Genomic DNA, 20,471 nt, shown 5'->3' with positions numbered 1-20,471 from the left:
GCCCCAAGGTCAACAGGCCTCCTTTATGGTGTCTCTGCTGGTCCCCTCGCAACAATAAACCGTGAATTTGGTCAGGTCCGGAAGGAAGCAGCCACAGCGGTGGCCTTGTGTGCCGAGGTGTGGCTGGTGGAGATACCACCTAATTTTCCTCCCTGTAAATTAAAAGACATATTTTTAGATTTCAATTTGCAGAATAGATATATATAAAATCATAGCTTTCATAATTTCAAACAAAAAAATTCAAGTATTCTTAGTGTTAGATAAATGCTGAGGCAATTGTGTATGGAAGGGTGTTAGCGCTTGATGGCTGTTTTCATCTAAACCACTCTTTATCAATTATTCTATTTGAATCACTCCCTACAGGTATCGAATACCCCGTGATTGTTAAGATTAATTGTTTGTCAGTTTAATTCCCTTGCAGACTCGCTTGCTATTTTATATAGTCCGGCTACTTGTCAGAGAGAATTTCCATGTTTGTAGATCAAGAGCATAAAATCAATAAGTCATTAAGAAGGCGTGGTTTCGTCTGCTTAGTGCTGCTTATGCTGGCTTTATTTTCTATGGCAATGACCACCAATAGCATGATGATGACCAGTGACAGTATGGGCACTATGTCTGTTCATACTATGACACAAGCTGACCATGATATGTCCATTGGCGATATCGCATGTCAGCCAGAAAACATGCTTGATTGTGCGGCCATGACAATGGATCACTCTCATCAAGACTGTTTGGATAGCCACTGTAGTGCCTTTTCAGGTCTGCTGTTAGGTTACATTAACTCCTCTGATACCTTCTTTGCGGTGCACACTTTACTCCCCACGCAAAGTTATACTTCTGCCCACCCAAGTACCCCTTACTTTCCCCCTATAGTCATTTCTTAAATTCTCTGTTTACGCTTATTGCGCTACTTTGCGCTACTTTGCGCTACTTTGCGCTGAGTTGTTATGAATTTAAAAATGAGTATGAAACACAATGACCAAAAACAATTTTTTGGCTCTCTGGGGTGATTCACAGAGCGCTGATCAGCCTTGCTCAATGGCGAGCAGATTGGGCTATTTACGCTATTTATTGGTGTTACCTTTAATTGCCGTACTTCCTGCAGTGGCGGATAGCACTAAATTAACGCTGGAAGAAGCTGTGAACAAAGCCATTAGCGAAGATGAATGGCTTGACTCTAGTTTGCATCGAGAAGCGGCGTTACGAGCGCTAAGCCAAGGGGCGACAGCCTTACCGGACCCTAAGGTCAATCTTGGTTTATTAAATATGCCAACGGATAGCTTTGATTTTAATCAAGAAGCTATGACGCAACTGAGTTTCTCGATCTCGCAAACTTTTCCCGCTGGCGATACTTTGCGATTAATGGCGGAAAAATATAGTGTTCAGGGGGATCAGTTACCCCTAGAGCGGGATAATCGCCGAGCCATTTTGACCATGGAGGTGTCTAAGTTATGGCTAACGGCTTATCAATATGAGCAAAGTATTAAGCTGGTATTGAGAAATAAAAAACTTTTTGAACAACTCCATAATGTGGTGGAAAGTAGCTATAGCTCAGCCTATGGTGCGGCTAAACAGCAAGACTTAGTGCGCTCTGAATTAGAATTGATCAAGCTCGATCATAGGTTAGCAGAGCTAGAACAGGGTAAACGTAGTGCGCTATTCAAGCTATCGCAATATATTCAGTCGTCCTCCTCCGCAGTGGCGAGCACACCTATTGGACTAGACGTTAATAGTGTTGAGTCCCTAAATCGTTCTTTTTCCACTGTGCAGACGTCATCCTCTGAAGTGTTAATGAGACGTTTGAGCCAACACCCAATGGTGCAAATGGTAGAGGCACGATCGTCTATCGCACAAGTAGACAAAGCCCTTGCTGAACAACAATACGAGCCGCAATGGGGTATCAGTTTAGGCTATGGCTATCGGGGTGATGACCTAAGTGGTAATAGTCGAGCCGATCTGGCCTCGGTGGTTGCCAGTGTCAGCCTGCCAATATTTTCCTCTCGGAATCAAGACGCTCAAGTTAAAGCTGCGGCGTTAAAAGTCGAGGCTATCGTTTCAGAAAAACAATTAGTCCTTAACGAATTACGCTCAAAGTATCTCACCCTTACCTCAGACATTGAATTATTGCAGGGGCGAGTCGAGCTGTTCCAGCACCAACTCATTCCGAGTTATCAGCAAAGTGCACAAACCACACTGAATGCCTACACCAGTAATGACGGCTTTTTTACCGAGGTGGTTCAGGCGCGCATTGCTATTTTAAATGCCCAAATTGAATTACTGGCTATCCGAGTCGAGCGCTTAAAGCGTTTGGCTGAATTGAACTATGTATTGGCGAGCGCTGCAGAAGAGGTGAGCAAATGAAAGTGATGAATTTTATCGGAGTGTTTATTTTAGGTGGTGTGCTTTCTGTTGCTGGTTACCATTTTTTACCTTCAGTTGTGTCGGGGAAAATAGCTGAACATACCGTGGACTCAGACTCTAGCGGCTCAGCCACTGAGGAAGATCCCTTGTATTGGGTAGCACCAATGGACCCAAATTATCGACGAGACAAACCGGGTAAATCGCCAATGGGTATGGATCTCATCCCTTTTTACGCGAATGAGTCCGGTGCTAAGAGTAGCCCAGGAACGGTGACAATCTCGCCAGAAGTAGTGAACAATTTAGGTGTACGAACCAGTGAGGCCTTTCAAGGGGTACTTAAGCCTAATATCAGCACAGTTGGGTATTTAACCTATAACAATGACAAGATCACTCATATCCATCCGCGGGTAGAAGGTTGGGTAGAGAAAAGCTTTGTGAAATCAAATGGTGATTACGTGGCGCAGGGAGAAGCATTGTTTGATCTCTATTCACCCACGTTAGTGAATGCACAAGAAGAGTACTTATTTGCCTTAGGTCGTAAAGATCAACGCATGATGAAAGCAACAGAAGAAAGGCTTAAAGCTTTGCATGTGCCCAGTGATTTTATTCGCACCCTTAAGTCAAAGCGTCGTGTGTCGCAAACCATTCGTTTTTATGCCCCACAAAGTGGGGTGATAGATAACTTAGGCATTCAGGATGGTTTTTACATCAAGCCCGGTACCACGCTAATGTCGATCGCCGACCTCAGTGAGGTGTGGCTAGAAGCTGAAGTGTTTGAAAGACAATCACAGCTGGTTTCAGTTGGTCAGTCGGTAGAAGCAAAAATGGACTTCCTACCAGGGCGCGTCTTTCATAGCCAAGTTGATTTTATTTACCCCACTTTAAACGCCAAAAATCGCACCCTTCAGGTACGCATTCGCTTAGATAATAGCGAGCAGTTATTGAAACCCGATATGTTTGCTCATGTGCGTATTAAAGCGGTGTCGTCAGAGTCAAAGCTCTTGGTTGAAAAAGCTGCACTAATTCGTGGTGGTGTCCAAGATCGCGTGGTGCTGGCGCTAGGAGAAGGGCGTTTTAAATCCATCGCCGTACAAACCGGCGCCTTCGGGGATGACTATGTAGAGATATTACAAGGGCTGGCATTAGGCGATGAAGTGGTCACCTCGGCTCAGTTCCTATTGGACTCTGAATCCAGCAAAAGCTCAGATTTTAAACGCATGAATATCATGCCGGATAATCAGATGACAATGGCTGATAAGTCGGCAAAACATGATGACGCAAACCATGCAGCACCAGTCAATGATGTGGTGTGGGTGGCAGCGAAAATCAATGACATTGATGTCGCTAAGCGTGTGCTGAATGTTGATCATGCAGCGATAGCGGATTGGGGCTGGCCGAAGATGACCATGGACTTTGCACTGGCGGATTGGCTGGAGCCAAGTGAACTGCCTGTTGGTAAAGATTTACAACTTGAAATCACTCGAGAGAGCAGTGTTGAGTTTGTGGTCAGTGACTATTTAACCGCTAGTGGCGAGCAGGAGTAATTCATGATAGCTGCAATTATTCGATGGTCTATCCATAATCGCTTTATGGTGTTGTTGGCCAGTATGATGTTGGTGGCGGTCGGGCTGTATTCCTTAAAAAACACCCCGGTTGATGCCATTCCAGATTTGTCTGATGTGCAAGTCATTATTAAGACCAGCTACCCTGGCCAAGCGCCACAGGTTGTAGAGGATCAGGTTACTTACCCTTTAACCACAGCAATGCTGTCAGTGCCTGGCGCGCAAACTGTGCGTGGTTATTCATTTTTTGGCGATTCGTATGTTTACGTCATTTTTGATGAAAATACTGATATGTATTGGGCCCGTAGCCGTGTTTTAGAATACTTGAGTCAGGTCGCGCCCTCATTACCGAGTAATGCCAAAGCCCAGTTAGGCCCAGATGCCACAGGTGTCGGTTGGGTTTATTTGTACGCCTTAATCGATAGGACAGGCAGCCTTGATCTTGCCCAGTTGAGGTCGTTACAAGACTGGTTCTTAAAGTATGAGTTGCAAACGGTGCCGGGAGTTTCTGAAGTGGCTCCCATCGGCGGCATGGTGAAACAATATCAAGTCAGTGTTAGCCCAGACAAACTGCGGGCACTCAATATGCCCCTAAGTCATATCCAAAATGCCATCAAAAGGGGCAACCAAGAGGTGGGTGCCTCGGTCATTGAGATGGCGGAAGCGGAATATATGGTACGTGCCTCTGGGTACATTCAGAGCATTGAAGATATTGAGGCGATTCCGCTAGGGGTCAGTGCCAGTGGCACGCCGTTGACCATTAAAGATGTTGCTGAGGTGGGCATTGGCCCGCAAATGCGTCGCGGATTAGCGGAACTGAATGGTGAAGGTGAAACGGTTGGCGGTGTTGTGGTGATGCGCTTTGGCGAAAACGCACAACAAACCATTGCCGGGGTCAAAGCAAAGCTGGAGAGCTTAAAGTCGAGCTTACCGGACGGTGTGGAAGTGGTTACGGTTTACGACCGCTCAGGACTGATCGACCGTGCCGTCAATAATTTATGGACCAAACTGCTGGAAGAATTTCTCGTGGTAGCACTGGTCTGCATGGTGTTTTTATTTCATGTGCGTTCTTCCTTAGTAGCGATTATCAGTTTGCCAGTTGGTATTGTAACGGCCTTCATTGTTATGCATTGGCAAGGTATTAACGCCAATATCATGTCGCTGGGCGGCATAGCCATTGCCATTGGTGCCATGATTGATGGTGCCATAGTAATGATAGAGAACCTCCATAAGCATATGGAGAAAGTTGAGATGACCAAGGAAAACCGTTGGCAAATTGTCACTAAGGCAGCAACGGAAGTCGGACCAGCTTTATTCTTTGGCTTGCTGATTATTACTGTGAGTTTTGTGCCGGTATTTACGTTGGAGTCTCAGGAAGGACGGATGTTTGGGCCGCTGGCCTACACCAAAACTTATGCTATGGCAGCGTCGGCGGCGTTAGCTATTACCTTGGTGCCAGTACTTATGGGCTATTTTGTTCGCGGCAAAGTCGTGTCGGAACACAAGAATCCGATTAATCGTGCTCTGGTGGCTGTCTATATGCCAGCCTTAAAAGCAGCCTTGCATTATCCCAAAACCACCTTGCTGTTGGCGATCATGGTATTTTTCGTTGGTATGTGGCCATTGAATAAATTAGGCAGTGAGTTTATTCCTAATTTAGACGAGGGCGACTTGATGTACATGCCAACGGCCTACCCGGGCATATCCATTGGCCAAGCACGTCAGGTGTTGCAGCAAACGAATAAGCTGATTATGACGCTTCCAGAGGTAGAAACAGCGTTTGGTAAAGTAGGGCGTGCGGAAACCGCAACCGACCCTGCCCCCCTGACCATGATTGAAACCTTTATCCAGTTAAAGCCTCAGTCTCAGTGGCGAGAAGGTATGACCGGCGACAAAATCAAGCAGCAGCTGGATGAAATAGTGAAGATTCCGGGCATTACCAATGCTTGGGTAATGCCCATTAAAACTCGTATCGATATGCTGGCAACGGGGATTAAAACTCCGGTGGGGATTAAAATTGCTGGTCCAGACTTAACTGTCATCCAAGGTATAGGCCAGCAACTTGAAAAAATCCTTAAGCCCGTCGAGGGCACAGCATCTGTGTATTCGGAACGGGTAGCTGGTGGACGCTACGTTAAGGTGGATATCAATCGTCAGAAAGCTTCACGTTATGGCATGAATATTCAAGATGTGCAGCAAATCATTTCATCGGCTGTTGGCGGTATGAATGTGACCAATACCGTTGAAGGCTTGGAGCGATATCCGGTTAATGTGCGCTATCCGCAAGCCTATCGCGACTCCCCAGAGCAGCTTAGCCTTTTGCCTATCGTTACCCCGAACGGATTAAGGATAGCGTTAGGAGATATTGCCGAGGTCTATGTGGAAGAGGGGCCTCCCGGGCTGAAAAGTGAGAATGCGCGGCTAAATGGCTGGACCTTTGTGGACATTGAAGGCGTAGATATCGGTCGCTATGTAGAAAATGCCCAGCAGATTGTCGCTGAGCAAGTGCAGTTGCCCGCAGGCTACTCATTGAACTGGTCTGGACAATACGAATACATGCAGCGGGCAAAAGCCAAGTTGACCTATGTAGTGCCTTTTACCCTACTGATCATTATAGTGTTGCTGTACATCAATTTCCGCAATCTATCGGAAGTGGCCATCATTATGGGCACCCTGCCATTTGCCATGGTTGGCAGTATTTGGCTGATGTACTTGTCTGGCTTTAATTTCTCAGTTGCCGTTGGGGTTGGTTTTATCGCCTTGGCCGGTGTCGCGGTAGAAATAGGCGTCATTATGTTGGTGTATTTAAATCAAGCCTGGGATGAAACCCTAGGCAAATGCGCGGACAAAGGTTTATCACCAAGAATCGAGACTCTTTACCATGCGGTATTGCATGGTGCTGGCATGCGGGTGCGTCCGGTGATGATGACCGCCGCATCGATCATTATTGGCTTATTGCCCATTTTATACGGCACAGGTACGGGCTCAGAAGTAATGAGTCGCATTGCCGCGCCTATGGTCGGTGGCATGGTCAGTGCGGTGGTGTTAACACTGCTGGTGCTACCTGTTGTGTACTTTCTATGGAAAAAATCCTCTCTAACTCATTCGAACTCACTTTAAAGGAAAAGATTATGAATAAATTTAAACTGTTAATGATCTCTGTGGCTTTAGTATCCTCTGTTAATGCTTTAGCTCATGGAATGATGACGATGACTGTTCCAAAGGATGGCGCCATGCTGATGGCGCAGGCAGAAAAGGTAGAGCTACATTTTAAACAACCGATGCGAGTGATGAGCCTTAAGGTTATTGCCTCTAATGGTGTCCCAATTCCTCTTAAGCTTGACCGTAAAGCTCCTGCACAACAACACTTTCAATTAGCTTTGCCGAGTATTAAGCCAGATACCTACCGAGTTGAATGGAAGGCTCTGGGGGGCGATGGGCATGTGATGAAAGGTGATTTTAGTTTCATGCAGCATTAAAGATTGATCGTGAGTAGAGAGGCGGTTTGATACTTATGACAAGTAGGTGAAATATTCAAATAAAAGCCTTGGCTGAGAATTAAGCACAACTTAATGTCCATGAGTTAATTAGCTGGACTGTTGGGGCTAGCAAGCAGCTCCAGTAGGTCAATAATAGTGCCAGATCAAACCGTCGCCTTTACTTGGCAGGTTAAGGGCAGTTATCTGTTTTTGACAAGTGAGCAAAGTCGGTTACAACTAACCTTAAAATAAAGAATAAAGACTAGGAGTAATGATGAAAAAGATAAAAAATATTGCCGTGGTCGCAACGCTCGCACTCATGAGCGCTAATTTATTAGCACAACCTGTGATGGACATTTATAAGTCACCAAGCTGTAGTTGCTGTGTAAAATGGGCCGCATTAATGGAAGAGCAGGGCTTTCAGGTTAATATTCACCATAGCGATGATTGGTCATCACTTAAGCGAGATGCTGGTATGCCCATGCAGTTGCAGTCTTGTCATACGGCACAGGTACAAGGCTATGTGATAGAAGGGCATGTGCCACCCCAAGAGATAGTACGCTTATTGGCTGAAAAGCCCGATGATATAGCGGGTTTAGCGGTACCTGCGATGCCAAGGTATTCGCCGGGTATGGCACCACAAGGGGAAGCTTACCGAGGTTTTAATGTGGTTAAGTTTAGTTCCCAAGGGAAGATAGGCCTTTATCAAGGCTATTAAGATTTTACTTACCATTTAGGCCACTAGATTCATTTGAATCTAGTGGCCTAGTATTATGCAAAGTGATTTATTTCCCCCAAAACCACCAGATAATCGCCACAATTAACAGCGCACCAAAAATATTGATCCACATAATTTACTCCTTAACCCTAGCTTGTAGGTTAGCGGGTTGATAAAGCCGTAAGCGGTTAGCGTTGCTCACTACTGTGATGGAGGAAAGTGACATGGCAACACCTGCAATAATGGGGCTTAATAACCAACCTGTGATTGGAAATAACACCCCTGCCGCAATTGGTATACCGAGGGCATTATAAACAAAGGCGCCCCAGAGATTTTGGCGAATGTTTTTAATCGTCGCATGGCTGATATCAATAATGTCTGACACCCCATGCAAAGAACTTCTCATCAAAGTAATATCGGCACTTTCAATGGCAACATCTGTTCCGCTGCCAATGGCAAAGCCCACATCGGCTTGAGCTAAAGCCGGAGCATCGTTTATGCCGTCTCCGACCATGGCCACTTTTAGTTGTTGTTGCTGAAAATGGCTGAGCCAGTTGAGTTTGTCGGCAGGCATTAGTTCAGCGTAATACTCTTCTATATTCGCGCTTTTAGCGACAGCGGCGGCCGTTTGTGGGTTGTCACCGGTCAGCATGACGACACGAATACCACGGCGCTTAAAGCGGCTGATGGCCTCAAGTGAATCATCGCGAATGGGGTCATTAATAGCGAATATGGCTTGTAGCTTTTGGTCCATGGCGAAATACACCAAAGTATTGGCTTGGGCTTGCCAGCTCTGGGCTTGAGTCTCAACCGCAGAGATGTCGATATCAAATTGACGCATCATTTTGTTGTTACCTAACAGCAGCTTTTGCTGTTGGTAAAAGGCCGATACCCCTAAGCCGGTATGAGATTCAAAACCACTCAGTTCCACGAGGGAACTGTTGCTTGCTGTATCTTGTACATAGGCTATCAAGGCATTGGCAAGGGGGTGATTAGCTCCTTGTTCTAGGCTCTTGACGAGGGGCAAGATGATCGTGTCATCACCCAGAGCCTGAAAATGGCTGACCTGTGGCTTGCCTTGGGTAATGGTGCCCGTTTTATCGAGCAAGATGACATCAAGCTCGCTGGCCTTTTGCAGGGCTTCACCATTGCGTATTAAGCCGCCAAATTCTGCTGCTTTACCCACGCCTATCATGGAGGAAATAGGGGTTGCTAAACCTAGGGCGCAAGGGCAGGCGATGATCAACACGGAGGTCGCGGCAATCAGCATATACACCAAGGCGGGGTGTGGCCCTAAGTTGTACCAAGCGAGGGCCGTGATAATGGCTATAATCATCACGCTGGGGACGAAGATTGCTGACACACGATCGGCAAGGTGGCTAATGGGCGGCTTAGAGTTTTGCGCTCTGGACACCATGGCAATGATTTGTGAGAGCAGGGTGTCATTGCCAACTTTTTGCGCCTCAAAAATAAAGCTACCTTGACCATTAATGCTGCCTGCAGAAACTCTACTGCCCGCTTGTTTCTCCACTGGGATAGGTTCGCCACTTAACATGGCTTCATCCACACTGGTATGGCCACTCATGATTTCACCATCCACTGGGATTTTTTCACCGGCTTTGACGCGAATCTGATCGCCCAGCATGACTTGCTCTACGGGCAGAATTTGTTCTTTACCGTCACGTATCACTGTGGCGGTTTTTACTTTCAGGTTAAGCAGACGTTTGATGGCGTCTGAGGTACGTCCTCGAGCTTTTAATTCAAAGGCTTGCCCTAAATTGATGAGGCCAAGGATCATCGCGGTCGCTTCAAAATACAGGTGTCTGGCTTCAGCGGGTAAATGGCTAGATGCCAAAACCACGACCATGGAATACAGCCAGGCGGTACCTGTGCCTAGGGCGATTAGGGAGTCCATGTTGGCACTACGGTGGACAAACGCTTTCCAAGCGCCACGATAAAAGTGTTGGCCCGATAACCACAGAATCATAAAGGTAATGATCCCGACCAGGAACCAAATGCCTTGCTGCAAACTGGAGTCTACAGACATGGGGCCGCCTAAAAGCCCGTAAAGCATCAGCGGTACACCGACTCCTAAGCCCATCACACTGTGTTTAAGCTTTTGTTGGTACAGAGCTGCTTCGCGGCTGTCTTTTTGGCTGGCTTCTGCCTCTTCATCGATAATTTCGTGACCATCGTAACCCACTGCTTGAATGGCTTGAATGAGTTGGCTGGCTGGTAATTGCGTATCCACCGAAGCGGTGCGAGCGGCAAAATTGATGCTTACCTCATCTACACCGGAAAGCTTTGTCAGGGCTTTTTCTATGGTGTTAACACAGCCTGCACAAGTGACATTCAATAACGCAAGCTTGATGCTTGAGCTGGTGTTGCTAGGGCGTGATTGGTTGCTATCGATTATTTGATCAGTATTGTCCTGTTGCGCTGGCTGTTCTGAGGGCGCAACAAGACTTGCCTGATAGCCGCAGGACTGAACAATGGCAATGGCCTCGTCGATGCCTAATTCTGTAGTGAGTGTAAGCAGGGTTTTCTCTGCATTAATATTGAGCTCAACATTCTCGTCACTGGCTTTCAGGGCTGCGGTGAGCTTATTAACACAGTTTTGACAACGTACGCCTGCAAGCGCCAAGGTATGGTTATACTTGCTCATTTTCCACCTCCTTTGTTATGGCTGCTGGGTGTTTATCAGACCATTCTTCAATCAAACAGCAGATGGCTTTGCCATCAGGAATGGTATCTGGCTGACCTTGCCAGCTTTGGTAAGTTGCTTCCATTAGGGCTAAATGTTGCTGGTATTGGGCAATTTTTTGCTTCGTTTGCTGGATCTGCTCTTGCAACAAACTTCTGACCTTAGGGCAGGGAGAAGTGCCTTGTTCCGACTGCTCTATAATGTCGGTAATTTGCTTTAGGCTAAAACCAATGCTGCGGGCATGGTTGATAAAGCGTAAGCGCTCAACTGCGCTTTGATCATATTCTTTATAGCCATTAGTGGGATTTTTGCTGGCTTGGAGCAGTTTCTTGCGCGTGTAAAAACGCACCGTCTCCGGGGTGACACCCACTAATCTGGCGATTTCTGTGGTTAACATCTTGTACTCCTCTATAAAGTTGAAATCAGCTTTATGGGTCAGGAAAATTTATCCAAACAGATAGGCAAGGGTCAGAATAACGACCAGCATGACCAGTACCATTTTTATAAAAAGGGAGAGGTTCGTAGTGCCGCCCTTAGGTGGCTTATTACAGCAATTCATTTCACTCTCCTTAAGTGATCATAAGTATTGATGACCAAGCAGAGTCTACAACATGTGTGTAGGACATACGTCAAGTTAGGCTTGTGTTTGTTTAATATGGCGCTCACAAAGTAAAGTGGCACAATTTAACTTTGGTTAGACAATATGGTGAGTGGTTCGAACAGTTGTAATAACTTTCATGCAAGTAGAATTGAAAGGCACTTGTAAAAAATTGATTGCTGGGAAGCGGCCAGCTTATAGTTCAATCAAGATACCGATTAGCTATACAGAATTGGCGCATTCAGGGTTTGAATGCGCCAATAAATATGGTGGTGGTTTTAAGTTTCGTTACTTATAAATTTCATTGAAATGGAGTTTACACAGTGACGGATATTGTTGGCAGTCAGCCTTTCGCCTTCAAAAACATGCCCTAGATGACCTTCGCAGTTTGCACAAACAATTTCCGTACGTCGTCCATCTGCATCTGGAACGCGTTTTACGGCGCTTTCTATCTGATCATCAAAGCTTGGCCAGCCACAATGTGATATGAACTTGTGTTCAGAAGTATAGAGCGGCGCATCACATTGGCGGCAAAGGTATAAGCCCTTTGTCATTGTGTCAGTGTATTCCCCTGTAAACGGTCGTTCGGTACCTTTGTCGAGAATAACACTGGCCTCAGCAGGGGTTAATTTGTTGTATGAGTTGCTCATGTGAATCTATCTCTTATTCCATTATTAGAAAGTATTTAATAGCGTTTTGCTTTTAATACTAGCTAGTGGGAAATTCTTTGTGTTGTGGAATGTCGTCACAAATGTTGTGCCATTCTGCTTTTGAATCAACAAAAATGTGAAAAGAAGGTGTTTTATCTATTTTGGTATCAAGTGTGCCAATTCTTAAGCGAAGAATGTCTGGCATGCTTGGTCGACGACTGTATAAAGGCGAAGCGCAGCGCTGACAGAATACACGGAAAACACCTGGTGTTGATTCATATTCGCTGACTAATTCTTGTCCTTTAAGTAAGCTAAATGCATTTGTTGGAATGCCTGCATTTGCTGCGAAAGCGGCGCCATTAGCCTTACGGCAATTTTGACAATGGCATTGCATGATGTCGCCTAGTTCACTTTGAATTTCGTATTGAATACCACCACATAAACAGCTGCCCGTTAACATAATTCATTCCTCTTTCTGATTATTCTTATGAACCTTAAACTTACCTATAAAAGATATAATATTCAAAATGTATCAGGGATATGTGCAATAAAGATGAAGCTTGTTTCTTTTGCTGTTTTTATAGCGTCCTTTTCTACTATAAGAAGAAGCTATGATTGCCATAAAAAGCACTATAAAAGAACGCTTTAGGTTTATCTTTATCTTAGCCTATGATCTAATTTTTCGAGTACATTTTTGTTGAGACTTTTATCTAGGTATATCTTATGCGTTTTAAATTTTCCTTTTCTTTTGTTCTTCTTCCAAGCCTTGCTGTTCTGATGTCTTCAAATGCTCTAGCGATTGAGGATATCTGTACTCCAGAATTGAACTCTTATCTGGAGAAGGCTGAAAAAATAGTTGATACCAAATACATAAGCTCTAGTAAGAAGGAGGCGGCTCAAAAGATCATCGATAAGGTGAAAGCAAGCCGCAACGAGACGAATGATTGCATTTTAGTAGATAAACTACTTCCGTAAAAAATTGTGTCTTAAGGCGCAAATATTCCGATTTCTGTTATGTTTTATAGAAAACAATACAGAAAGCGAGCCTTGCTTTAAGAGGGTTTTGTATCGCGTATTGCCTGTTAACTAATAATAAAAGGATGAGCAAATGGAAGGTTTAGTTGCTTCTTTAAAAGTTGCAAAGTCTCTTTTAGGGGCTTCCTGTGTGGGAGTCGCTTCTAATTCTGAGTCTATTGTCTTTTCTGGTGGCATTCATGACATTTCATCTGATGAGTTAATAGGTATTTTCAAAGCCCTGTATTCCTTGCCTGCCATTCGTTGTTTAAAGGCTGAAGATCCTGCTCTGAAAACAATTTATCCCTTAGAAGGGAAGGCTATATCTTGCTGCGTTATAGAGCCTTTAGCAGATGTTGATGCAAGCCTAATTGTGTTAAGTGATCGTTCGTGTCCACTCGATTTAGAGGGCTTTGATAAACATCTTGTTTCTCTTACTAGTATCATTTCTTCATTGCTTTCTTCCAAAACGGGTTCTTCAGATCAGCAGTCAGACCCTGATCAAGTGAGCCATACAGACCTTCTTAGGTTGAATAATAAAATTCCGACTTACATTGCATTGGTAGATCAAGAGCTACGCTATGAATTTATTAACGATGCTTATGCTCAACGATTTTCACTGTCCAAAAAAGATGCCGTTGGTACTTATGTAAAAGACGCTATACCTGAAGAAATTTGCAGCGCGACAGAAGATTATGTAAGGAAGGCTTTATCTGGTGTTCCTGTTAAATTTGAGTATGCCTTAGAGCAAGGTGCTGATGGTGAGTTGAGATTTATCAATGCCTCGTATGTTCCAAGGATTAAAAATGGGGAAGTAACAGGACTGTATTTGTACATGCAGGATATTACTTCCCAAAAGCGAACCTTGAATACGTTAAAAAGGCTCCATGAAGTAACGGCCAATTTTGACTTGTCGCATGATGAAAAGCTGCAAAATATTCTACAAGTGGGTGTTGAGCAATTCTCTTTACCCATAGGCTTAATTAGTCGCATTGAAGGCGATGATTATTATGTTGAATACAGTCAAACCCCAGGCGGTGAAGTCTTACCTGGAGCAAGGTTTGACTTGGATGGAACATATTGCATTCATACTCTTAAGAGCGATGCTCCTACCTCGTATTTTCATACGGCCATAAGTGATATCAAAGAACACCCTTGCTATAAGAGTTTTGGATTAGAAGCCTATATAGGGATTGTTGTATATGTGGCAGGAAAGCGTTGGGGAACGCTGAATTTTTCAAGCCCTGACCCTAAATCACAACCTTTCGGTGATGATGACTATGAAGTGATGAAGTTGCTATCGCAGTGGGTTGGCAATGAGATTACTCGACATCAAGACGAATTAAACCTGAGTGTTGTGACACAGCAGCAACGACTGATCCTAGAAGCCGTACATGAAGGTATTTTTGGCGTTGATATAAGTGGCAATATTACATTTGCTAACTCAGCTGCTTGCCATATTTTAGGCTACTCTGTGGAAGAGTTGCTTTCACGTAATGTGATTGAATTGCTTTCCCATCGTGACAAAGACGGTCAGCCATTTTCTCTAGACGAGAACCCAATCCAGAATAGTTTACTGAATGGTAAAAGTTGTTCGGCAAGAGGTGAGTATTTTAATAAGCGAGGCGGTTCGGTTTTTGTCTGTGAATACACTTGTGTTGCCATGCGTTCTGAGTCTGGGGAAGTGGAAGGGGTTGTTATCTCTTTCCAAGACAAAACAGAGCAAATTCAAAAAGAGAAAGAGCTTGTTGAACAAAAATCTTTGTTCGAATCCCTATTTGTCCATGCCCCCGAAGCGATCATATTGGTTGGTAACGATCGTAAAATTAAAATGGTCAACCCTGCTTTTTCTGAGTTGTTTGGTTATCAGGAAGACGATGTTATTGGTAAGAGCACGCAAATGCTCTATGCGGAAGAAAATGACTTTGTTGAAAAGGGAGCGGCTTATGATCAAACCTCTCAGGATGTCCTTAATCGTTATAGAGTGAGTTACAAAAATAGCGAAGGCAATGTTTTTCATTCTGAAACCATTGGCAGCATGATTCATAACTCTGATGGGAGCTTTGGCGGTTACATTGGCCATGTAAGAGACGTTAGTGAGCGATTGGAAGTTGAACAAAAAATGATAGACACGCATTTGCGTTTATCAATCGCCACGGACACAGCAGGCATCGGTGTGTGGGAAGTGGATTTGAAAAACAATACTCTTCACTGGGATGATTGGATGTATCGTTTGTATGGCTTCAATAAAGAAGAGCGGAAGCCGCCTTATCAAGTTTGGACAGAGTGTGTTTACCCTGAGGATAGAGAACGTTTAAAAAGCGCTTTTGTGAATAAGGGGGAAGATGGTGGATATTTCATCAATAATGACAATGCACTTGATCAATCAGATCACTTGGATACGGACTTCAAAATCATTCGACAAGATGGCCAGCTACGTTACTTAAAATCGAATGCGACCATTATCTATGATAAAGCTGGAGAGCCTTCTCACATCGTTGGGGTTAACATGGATATTACCTCTCGAAAAGAAACCGAAGTCGTATTGCGTGAAGCCAGTGATCGAGCCATTTCAGCGAGTAAAGCTAAGAGCGACTTCCTTGCCACCATGAGCCATGAAATCCGAACGCCTCTTAATGGTGTATTGGGGATGGCGGAATTATTAGCAGATACTTCCTTAGACTCAGAACAAAGACAAAACCTTGCGGTATTAAGAGACTCTGGAGAAAGTCTTTTAGAGCTAATTAATGGCATATTGGACTTTTCGAAAATAGAAGCAGGCCATCTTTCAATTGAAAGAGAAGACTTCAACTTAGAGAAAATCGTTTACGACGTGGCGCGTCTCTTAATGTTGAAAGCAGAAGAGAAAGGCATAGATTTGCTCATCGAGTTTGATAACAGTTGTCCACGTTTTGTTGTCGGTGATGCATTTCGAATTAAACAAGTTCTCATTAACTTAGTAAGTAATGCTATTAAGTTTACTCACACGGGCCATGTTTTAGTGTCTATCAAAGGGAATATGGATTCCCAAGGTATTGCGGCTATTAGTATGAGCGTGATTGATACGGGCGTGGGCATTGCCGAAGAGATTCAGCCTCATTTATTCAATGCTTTTGTTCAGGCTGACAGCTCCACAACACGTAAATTTGGTGGAACAGGGCTGGGGTTAGCTATTACAAAGCAACTGGCAGGATTAATGGGAGGGAATATTTCTTTGTCTAGTGAAGAGGGTGTTGGTTCTACATTTACCGTAACCTTATCTTTACCAGAGAGTCATGCTATTTCTAACATTGAAAAGATGGATGATGAGGCGTTGCTGGTCGCGAAAAAAACCTTGGTGATAGATGATAATGAAACTAATTTAACTATACTGAAGAACCAGCTTAAAGCCTGCGACATTCATGCCGATATAGAAGTAGATCCATTAGATGGTCTCGCCAGAATAGAGCAAGCAATTAAAATAGGCGTGCCGTATCAGATTATTGTTCTAGATTATATGATGCCCGAGTTAGACGGCTTAATGCTTTCGAAACTTATTCGGAATATCAGTGTATCTAACTACAAGCCGACTATTTTAATGACTTCATCCGCTGACTTTTTGTCTCAAGATGCTTTGTCGGCCGCTGGAGTGAATGTTTGTATTCCAAAACCGATGAGTGGATCTGTTCTTAAACAAGGACTGATTCAAGCCGTATCAGAAGATTTGCTCGGTCATCAGATTGCTTATGATAATTGGAGTGAGGCGGATGGTGATGTTGAGTCTCACAACAATAGAAAAAACACCAAGCAAGGCTTGATACTGGTTGTTGAAGACATGAAAGCTAACATGGCAGTAGCTTGTGGCATTTTGAGCAAGATGGGGTTTGACATTATTGAAGCTGAAAATGGTGCTATTGGTGTTGCTATGTGGAAGCAGCACCAGCCAGATTTGATTTTTATGGATTTACACATGCCTGTTATGGATGGGTTGGCTGCAATGCGTAGTATTAGGCAAGCAGAAAAAAATAGTCAGAAGGTAAGAGTACCTATTCTCGCGTTGACGGCAGATGTTCAACAAGAGGCGCTATCAGAAGTTTTTCGGGCTGGTGGCGATGGTTTGGTGCCGAAGCCATTCAAGCAGAAGGAGTTTATTGAAATGTTGAACAAATGGCTGCCAGATAGTAAACGGGATTTAAGTAATCTGGGGAATGAAAATGCTCCTGTAGCAAGCTCAGCTTTTGAATCCGTATCAGATGTTGTGATTGATAAGACAGTACTGAATGATTTAAAACAATTGCTAGGTAATGATTTTACTTTACTAATAGACGCTTTTTTTGGGGACGCAGAGCCAATTATGGTGTCTCTAAACGATATGTTGGTCATGGATTGCGAGAGTGTGGCTCAAGTGTCTCATAGTCTTAAGTCGATTAGTCAAAACGTAGGCGCTATTTCGTTGTCCACGATGGCAGCCCAGCTTGAGCAAGAAGCTCGTAATGGCGACGTACCTGATTTTGTACTTAAAACACAGGAATTAAGTGCAATGTATCAGCAGGTGAAAAATGAGCTTCAGAGCATGATGGCGGATTTATGAAGGTATTGATTGTTGATGATACAAACACGGATCGTCTACTTTTAAAGTTATATTTGGGTAAATTGGGCTATCAAGTTGTAGAGGCTCAAAATGGGCAAGAAGCAATTGAGCAATACATACGTCACTCTCATGACCTCGATTTGATTTTAATCGATGTGCAAATGCCTCAAATGAATGGTTTCGAGGCGGTAAAAGCCATTCGAGACATTCAAGAGAAAGAAAAGCAAGAATGGTTTCCCATCATATTTCTGAGTGCCAGCGCCAATGACAACGACGTAGAACAAGGAATTTGGGCTGGTGGTGATGATTATCTTATTAAGCCGATTAGTCAGAAAATCCTAGTAGCTAAAATGCTGGCGATGAAGCGGATTTCAGATATGAGACGCCGTTTAGTCGATATGAATGAAAAACTTGAAAAGATCGCTTCTACTGACTTTTTAACAGGTGCTAGTAATCGTCGTGCTTTTGAGTCTGTATTAGAAAGCGAAATGTCTTCAATAGAAGAGAACAGTAATGGCTTAGCGTTCGCCATTTTTGATCTAGACAAGTTCAAAGCAATCAATGACACCTACGGGCATGCTGCCGGAGATGAAGTTTTAGTCGAGGTGGTTGATCGGATCAAGAAAAACCTAAGAGACGTGGATCTGGTAGGGCGTTTAGGTGGGGAAGAATTTGGTATTATTCTTCCTGATATTAGTGAAGATGAGGCTTTTGATATTTTTGAGCGTTGTCGTCATGTGGTTGAAGAAAAGCCAGTTTTGCATGAAGAAATGGTTATTTCTGTAACAGCGAGTATCGGCTTCACTATCTTTGAAGGGCATTATTCTAAAGATACTAAAATGGAAGTCTTAAAGCATGCGGATACGGCTTTATACGAAGCGAAGAATACTGGTCGAAACAAAGTGGTTGAATATCAATAAAAGCAATATGTGTCTTACAGCTCATAAAAAAGCCGAAACATGATGTTTCGGCTTTTTTGTTTATTGATACTTTTCGTTTATTGAGAAAAGTAAAGGCTAAGCTACTTTTTGGTTTACCGTTGCTAACAAGGCTTGAATAGAAGCGGATACGATATCGTTATCTATTGCTACGCCGTTGAAGCGGTCACCATTGATGTTTGCTTGAACATAGGCGATAGCTTGTGAATCACTGCCCACTGTCAATGCATGTTCTTGGTATTGGATAATATCAATTCGCATATCAAAGTGTTTACCCAATGCCTCACTGAAAGCAGACAAAGCACCATTGCCGTCACCTGAAATACTCACGTTACCGTTTTTGCCGATAAGTTGAGCGTTTACTGTATCAACATCATCTTTGGTTAAGTCATATTTACCTAATTTGAATGGTGTTTCGCCAGTCATGAAGCTTGTTTCGAACAACTTCTTCATTGATTCAGCGTCAACAACACCGCCATCTTCTTCAGCAAATTTCTGCACTAATGGGCTAAATTCAACCTGTAACCAACGAGGTAATGCTAGGCCATATTCTTGCTCAAGAGTATAAGCAACACCGCCTTTGCCGGATTGGCTGTTTACACGGATGACTTCTTGATAACTACGGCCAACATCACGAGGGTCGATTGGCAAGTAAGCCACATCCCAAGGTTTGTCGTCTGTTTGGTTTGCCAAACATTTCTTAATAGCGTCTTGGTGAGAGCCAGAGAAAGCTGTAAAGACCAATTCACCTGCGTACGGATGGCGAGGGTGAACTTGTAACAAAGTACAAGCTTGAACAACACTGATGATGCGGTCCATATCTCCCAATGCTAATTTAGGATCAATGCCTTGGCTGTACATATTCATAGCCATGGTTACAACATCCATATTACCTGTACGCTCGCCATTACCAAGCAATGTACCTTCGATACGATCAGCACCAGCCATCAACCCAAGCTCTGCCGCTGCGACACCACAACCTCGGTCGTTGTGTGTGTGCAAACTGATGATCATGCTGTCACGCTGTTTTACGTTGCGGCAGAAGTATTCAATTTGATCAGCAAAGCGATTCGGTGTTGCGACTTCAACGGTTGCTGGCAAGTTGATGATGATCTTGTTTTCTGGGGTTGGTTGCCAAACGTCGGCAACAGCGTCAACGACTTCAATAGCATAATCTGTCTCAGTGCCTGTGAAACTCTCAGGCGAGTATTGGAAAACCCATTCTGTTTCAGGGTGTTTCGCAGCATGATCTTTCACGCATTGAGCACCTTTTACCGCAATGTCTTTGATGCCGTCTTTGTCTAGGCGGAAAACTTGCTCACGCTGTGTTTTAGATGTTGAGTTATAAACATGGACTATGGCTTTTTTCGCACCTTTCAACGACTCATAAGTGCGCTCGATCAATTCTGGGCGAGCTTGAGTCAATACTTGAATGTAAACATCGTCAGGTACTTGGTCTTCTTCAATCAACCAACGTACAAAATCAAAATCCAATTGAGAGGCAGCAGGGAACCCGACTTCAATTTCTTTAAAACCAACATCAACAAGTAGGGCGAAAAATTGTTTCTTTTGTTCTACCGTCATTGGCTCTACTAATGCCTGATTACCGTCGCGCAGATCCACACTAGACCAAATTGGAGCGGCTGTGATTTCTTGGTCTGGCCAAGTGCGATTTTTAATATCGACGGATTTAAATGGCGTGTACTTAGTATGGTCAAAAGATGTCATGATCTTTCCCTTCTTCATTGGTAGAGCGGATAAGCTCAATTTTTTAATGTAAGTGCACTTGGGTAAGTGCTTTGTTATGTGTCTATCATAACGAATTTTGTTTAGTAAAAGATTGCGTTTTTTATGAATAAATCAATATTTATGGCATT

General features: G+C 43.9%; 14 protein-coding genes and 1 other RNA gene. 10 read left to right on the top strand and 5 right to left on the bottom strand.

The genetic code is table 11. From position 1 onward, the window contains the following. Positions 1–35 precede the first annotated feature (35 nt). The 7 genes from ffs to AC0L46_RS01070 all read left to right on the top strand — a co-directional run bounded on the left by ffs (position 36) and on the right by AC0L46_RS01070 (position 8,120). An RNA gene (ffs, locus tag AC0L46_RS01100) (signal recognition particle sRNA small type) lies at positions 36–132 on the top strand. 338 nt (positions 133–470) lie between these two features. Continuing rightward, the gene (locus tag AC0L46_RS01095) at positions 471–884 is read left to right on the top strand and encodes a hypothetical protein (RefSeq protein ID WP_473505129.1); all 414 of its coding nucleotides are present in this window, start codon (positions 471–473) and stop codon (positions 882–884) included. A 91-nt stretch (positions 885–975) separates the two neighbouring features. After that, a complete protein-coding gene (locus AC0L46_RS01090; RefSeq protein ID WP_473505127.1) occupies positions 976–2,361 on the top strand; it encodes a TolC family protein in 1,386 nt (461 codons plus the stop codon). Then, entirely contained in the window at positions 2,358–3,905 is a 1,548-nt protein-coding gene (locus AC0L46_RS01085; protein ID WP_473505125.1) for an efflux RND transporter periplasmic adaptor subunit, read from the top strand. The genes AC0L46_RS01090 and AC0L46_RS01085 overlap by 4 nt, the downstream gene beginning before the upstream one ends. Positions 3,906–3,908: 3 nt before the next feature. Next, the gene (locus AC0L46_RS01080; protein WP_473505123.1) at positions 3,909–7,043 is read left to right on the top strand and encodes an efflux RND transporter permease subunit; all 3,135 of its coding nucleotides are present in this window, start codon (positions 3,909–3,911) and stop codon (positions 7,041–7,043) included. An 11-nt stretch (positions 7,044–7,054) separates the two neighbouring features. Next, complete coding sequence (locus AC0L46_RS01075; RefSeq protein WP_473505121.1) at positions 7,055–7,402, top strand: copper resistance CopC family protein; 348 nt, start codon at positions 7,055–7,057, stop codon at positions 7,400–7,402. 274 nt (positions 7,403–7,676) lie between these two features. Beyond that, positions 7,677–8,120 carry a DUF411 domain-containing protein gene (locus AC0L46_RS01070; protein ID WP_473505119.1) on the top strand — a complete coding sequence of 148 codons (444 nt, stop codon included), beginning with the start codon at positions 7,677–7,679 and terminating at the stop codon, positions 8,118–8,120. A gap of 136 nt (positions 8,121–8,256) precedes the next feature. On the opposite strand, the gene AC0L46_RS01065 is transcribed toward AC0L46_RS01070, so the two are convergent. The 4 genes from AC0L46_RS01065 to AC0L46_RS01050 all read right to left on the bottom strand — a co-directional run bounded on the left by AC0L46_RS01065 (position 8,257) and on the right by AC0L46_RS01050 (position 12,532). Continuing rightward, on the bottom strand, positions 8,257–10,785 hold the full coding sequence (locus AC0L46_RS01065; RefSeq protein WP_473505117.1) for a heavy metal translocating P-type ATPase: 2,529 nt from the start codon (positions 10,783–10,785) through the stop codon (positions 8,257–8,259). After that, a complete protein-coding gene (locus tag AC0L46_RS01060; RefSeq protein ID WP_414682419.1) occupies positions 10,772–11,221 on the bottom strand; it encodes a MerR family transcriptional regulator in 450 nt (149 codons plus the stop codon). Before AC0L46_RS01060 ends, AC0L46_RS01065 begins: the two co-directional genes overlap by 14 nt. Positions 11,222–11,700: 479 nt before the next feature. After that, entirely contained in the window at positions 11,701–12,072 is a 372-nt protein-coding gene (locus AC0L46_RS01055) for a methionine-R-sulfoxide reductase (protein WP_473505115.1), read from the bottom strand. A 58-nt stretch (positions 12,073–12,130) separates the two neighbouring features. Further along, entirely contained in the window at positions 12,131–12,532 is a 402-nt protein-coding gene (locus tag AC0L46_RS01050) for a GFA family protein (protein WP_414682417.1), read from the bottom strand. Between the two features lie 263 nt (positions 12,533–12,795). Here AC0L46_RS01050 and AC0L46_RS01045 point away from each other — a divergent pair, with 263 nt between their 5' ends. From AC0L46_RS01045 to AC0L46_RS01035, 3 genes are all read left to right on the top strand, one after another. Then, on the top strand, positions 12,796–13,047 hold the full coding sequence (locus tag AC0L46_RS01045; protein WP_473505113.1) for a hypothetical protein: 252 nt from the start codon (positions 12,796–12,798) through the stop codon (positions 13,045–13,047). A 133-nt stretch (positions 13,048–13,180) separates the two neighbouring features. Further along, entirely contained in the window at positions 13,181–17,656 is a 4,476-nt protein-coding gene (locus AC0L46_RS01040) for a PAS domain S-box protein (RefSeq protein ID WP_473505111.1), read from the top strand. Next, on the top strand, positions 17,653–18,576 hold the full coding sequence (locus AC0L46_RS01035; protein ID WP_473505109.1) for a GGDEF domain-containing response regulator: 924 nt from the start codon (positions 17,653–17,655) through the stop codon (positions 18,574–18,576). Before AC0L46_RS01040 ends, AC0L46_RS01035 begins: the two co-directional genes overlap by 4 nt. A gap of 96 nt (positions 18,577–18,672) precedes the next feature. On the opposite strand, the gene leuA is transcribed toward AC0L46_RS01035, so the two are convergent. Further along, positions 18,673–20,322 carry a 2-isopropylmalate synthase gene (gene leuA, locus AC0L46_RS01030; RefSeq protein WP_473505107.1) on the bottom strand — a complete coding sequence of 550 codons (1,650 nt, stop codon included), beginning with the start codon at positions 20,320–20,322 and terminating at the stop codon, positions 18,673–18,675. Positions 20,323–20,471: the final 149 nt, after the last annotated feature.

The organism is Marinomonas sp. 15G6-16 (genome assembly GCF_055809555.1).
The sequence above is the reverse complement of the archived record's forward strand: the minus strand, read 5'-3'. Positions and strand labels throughout refer to the sequence as shown.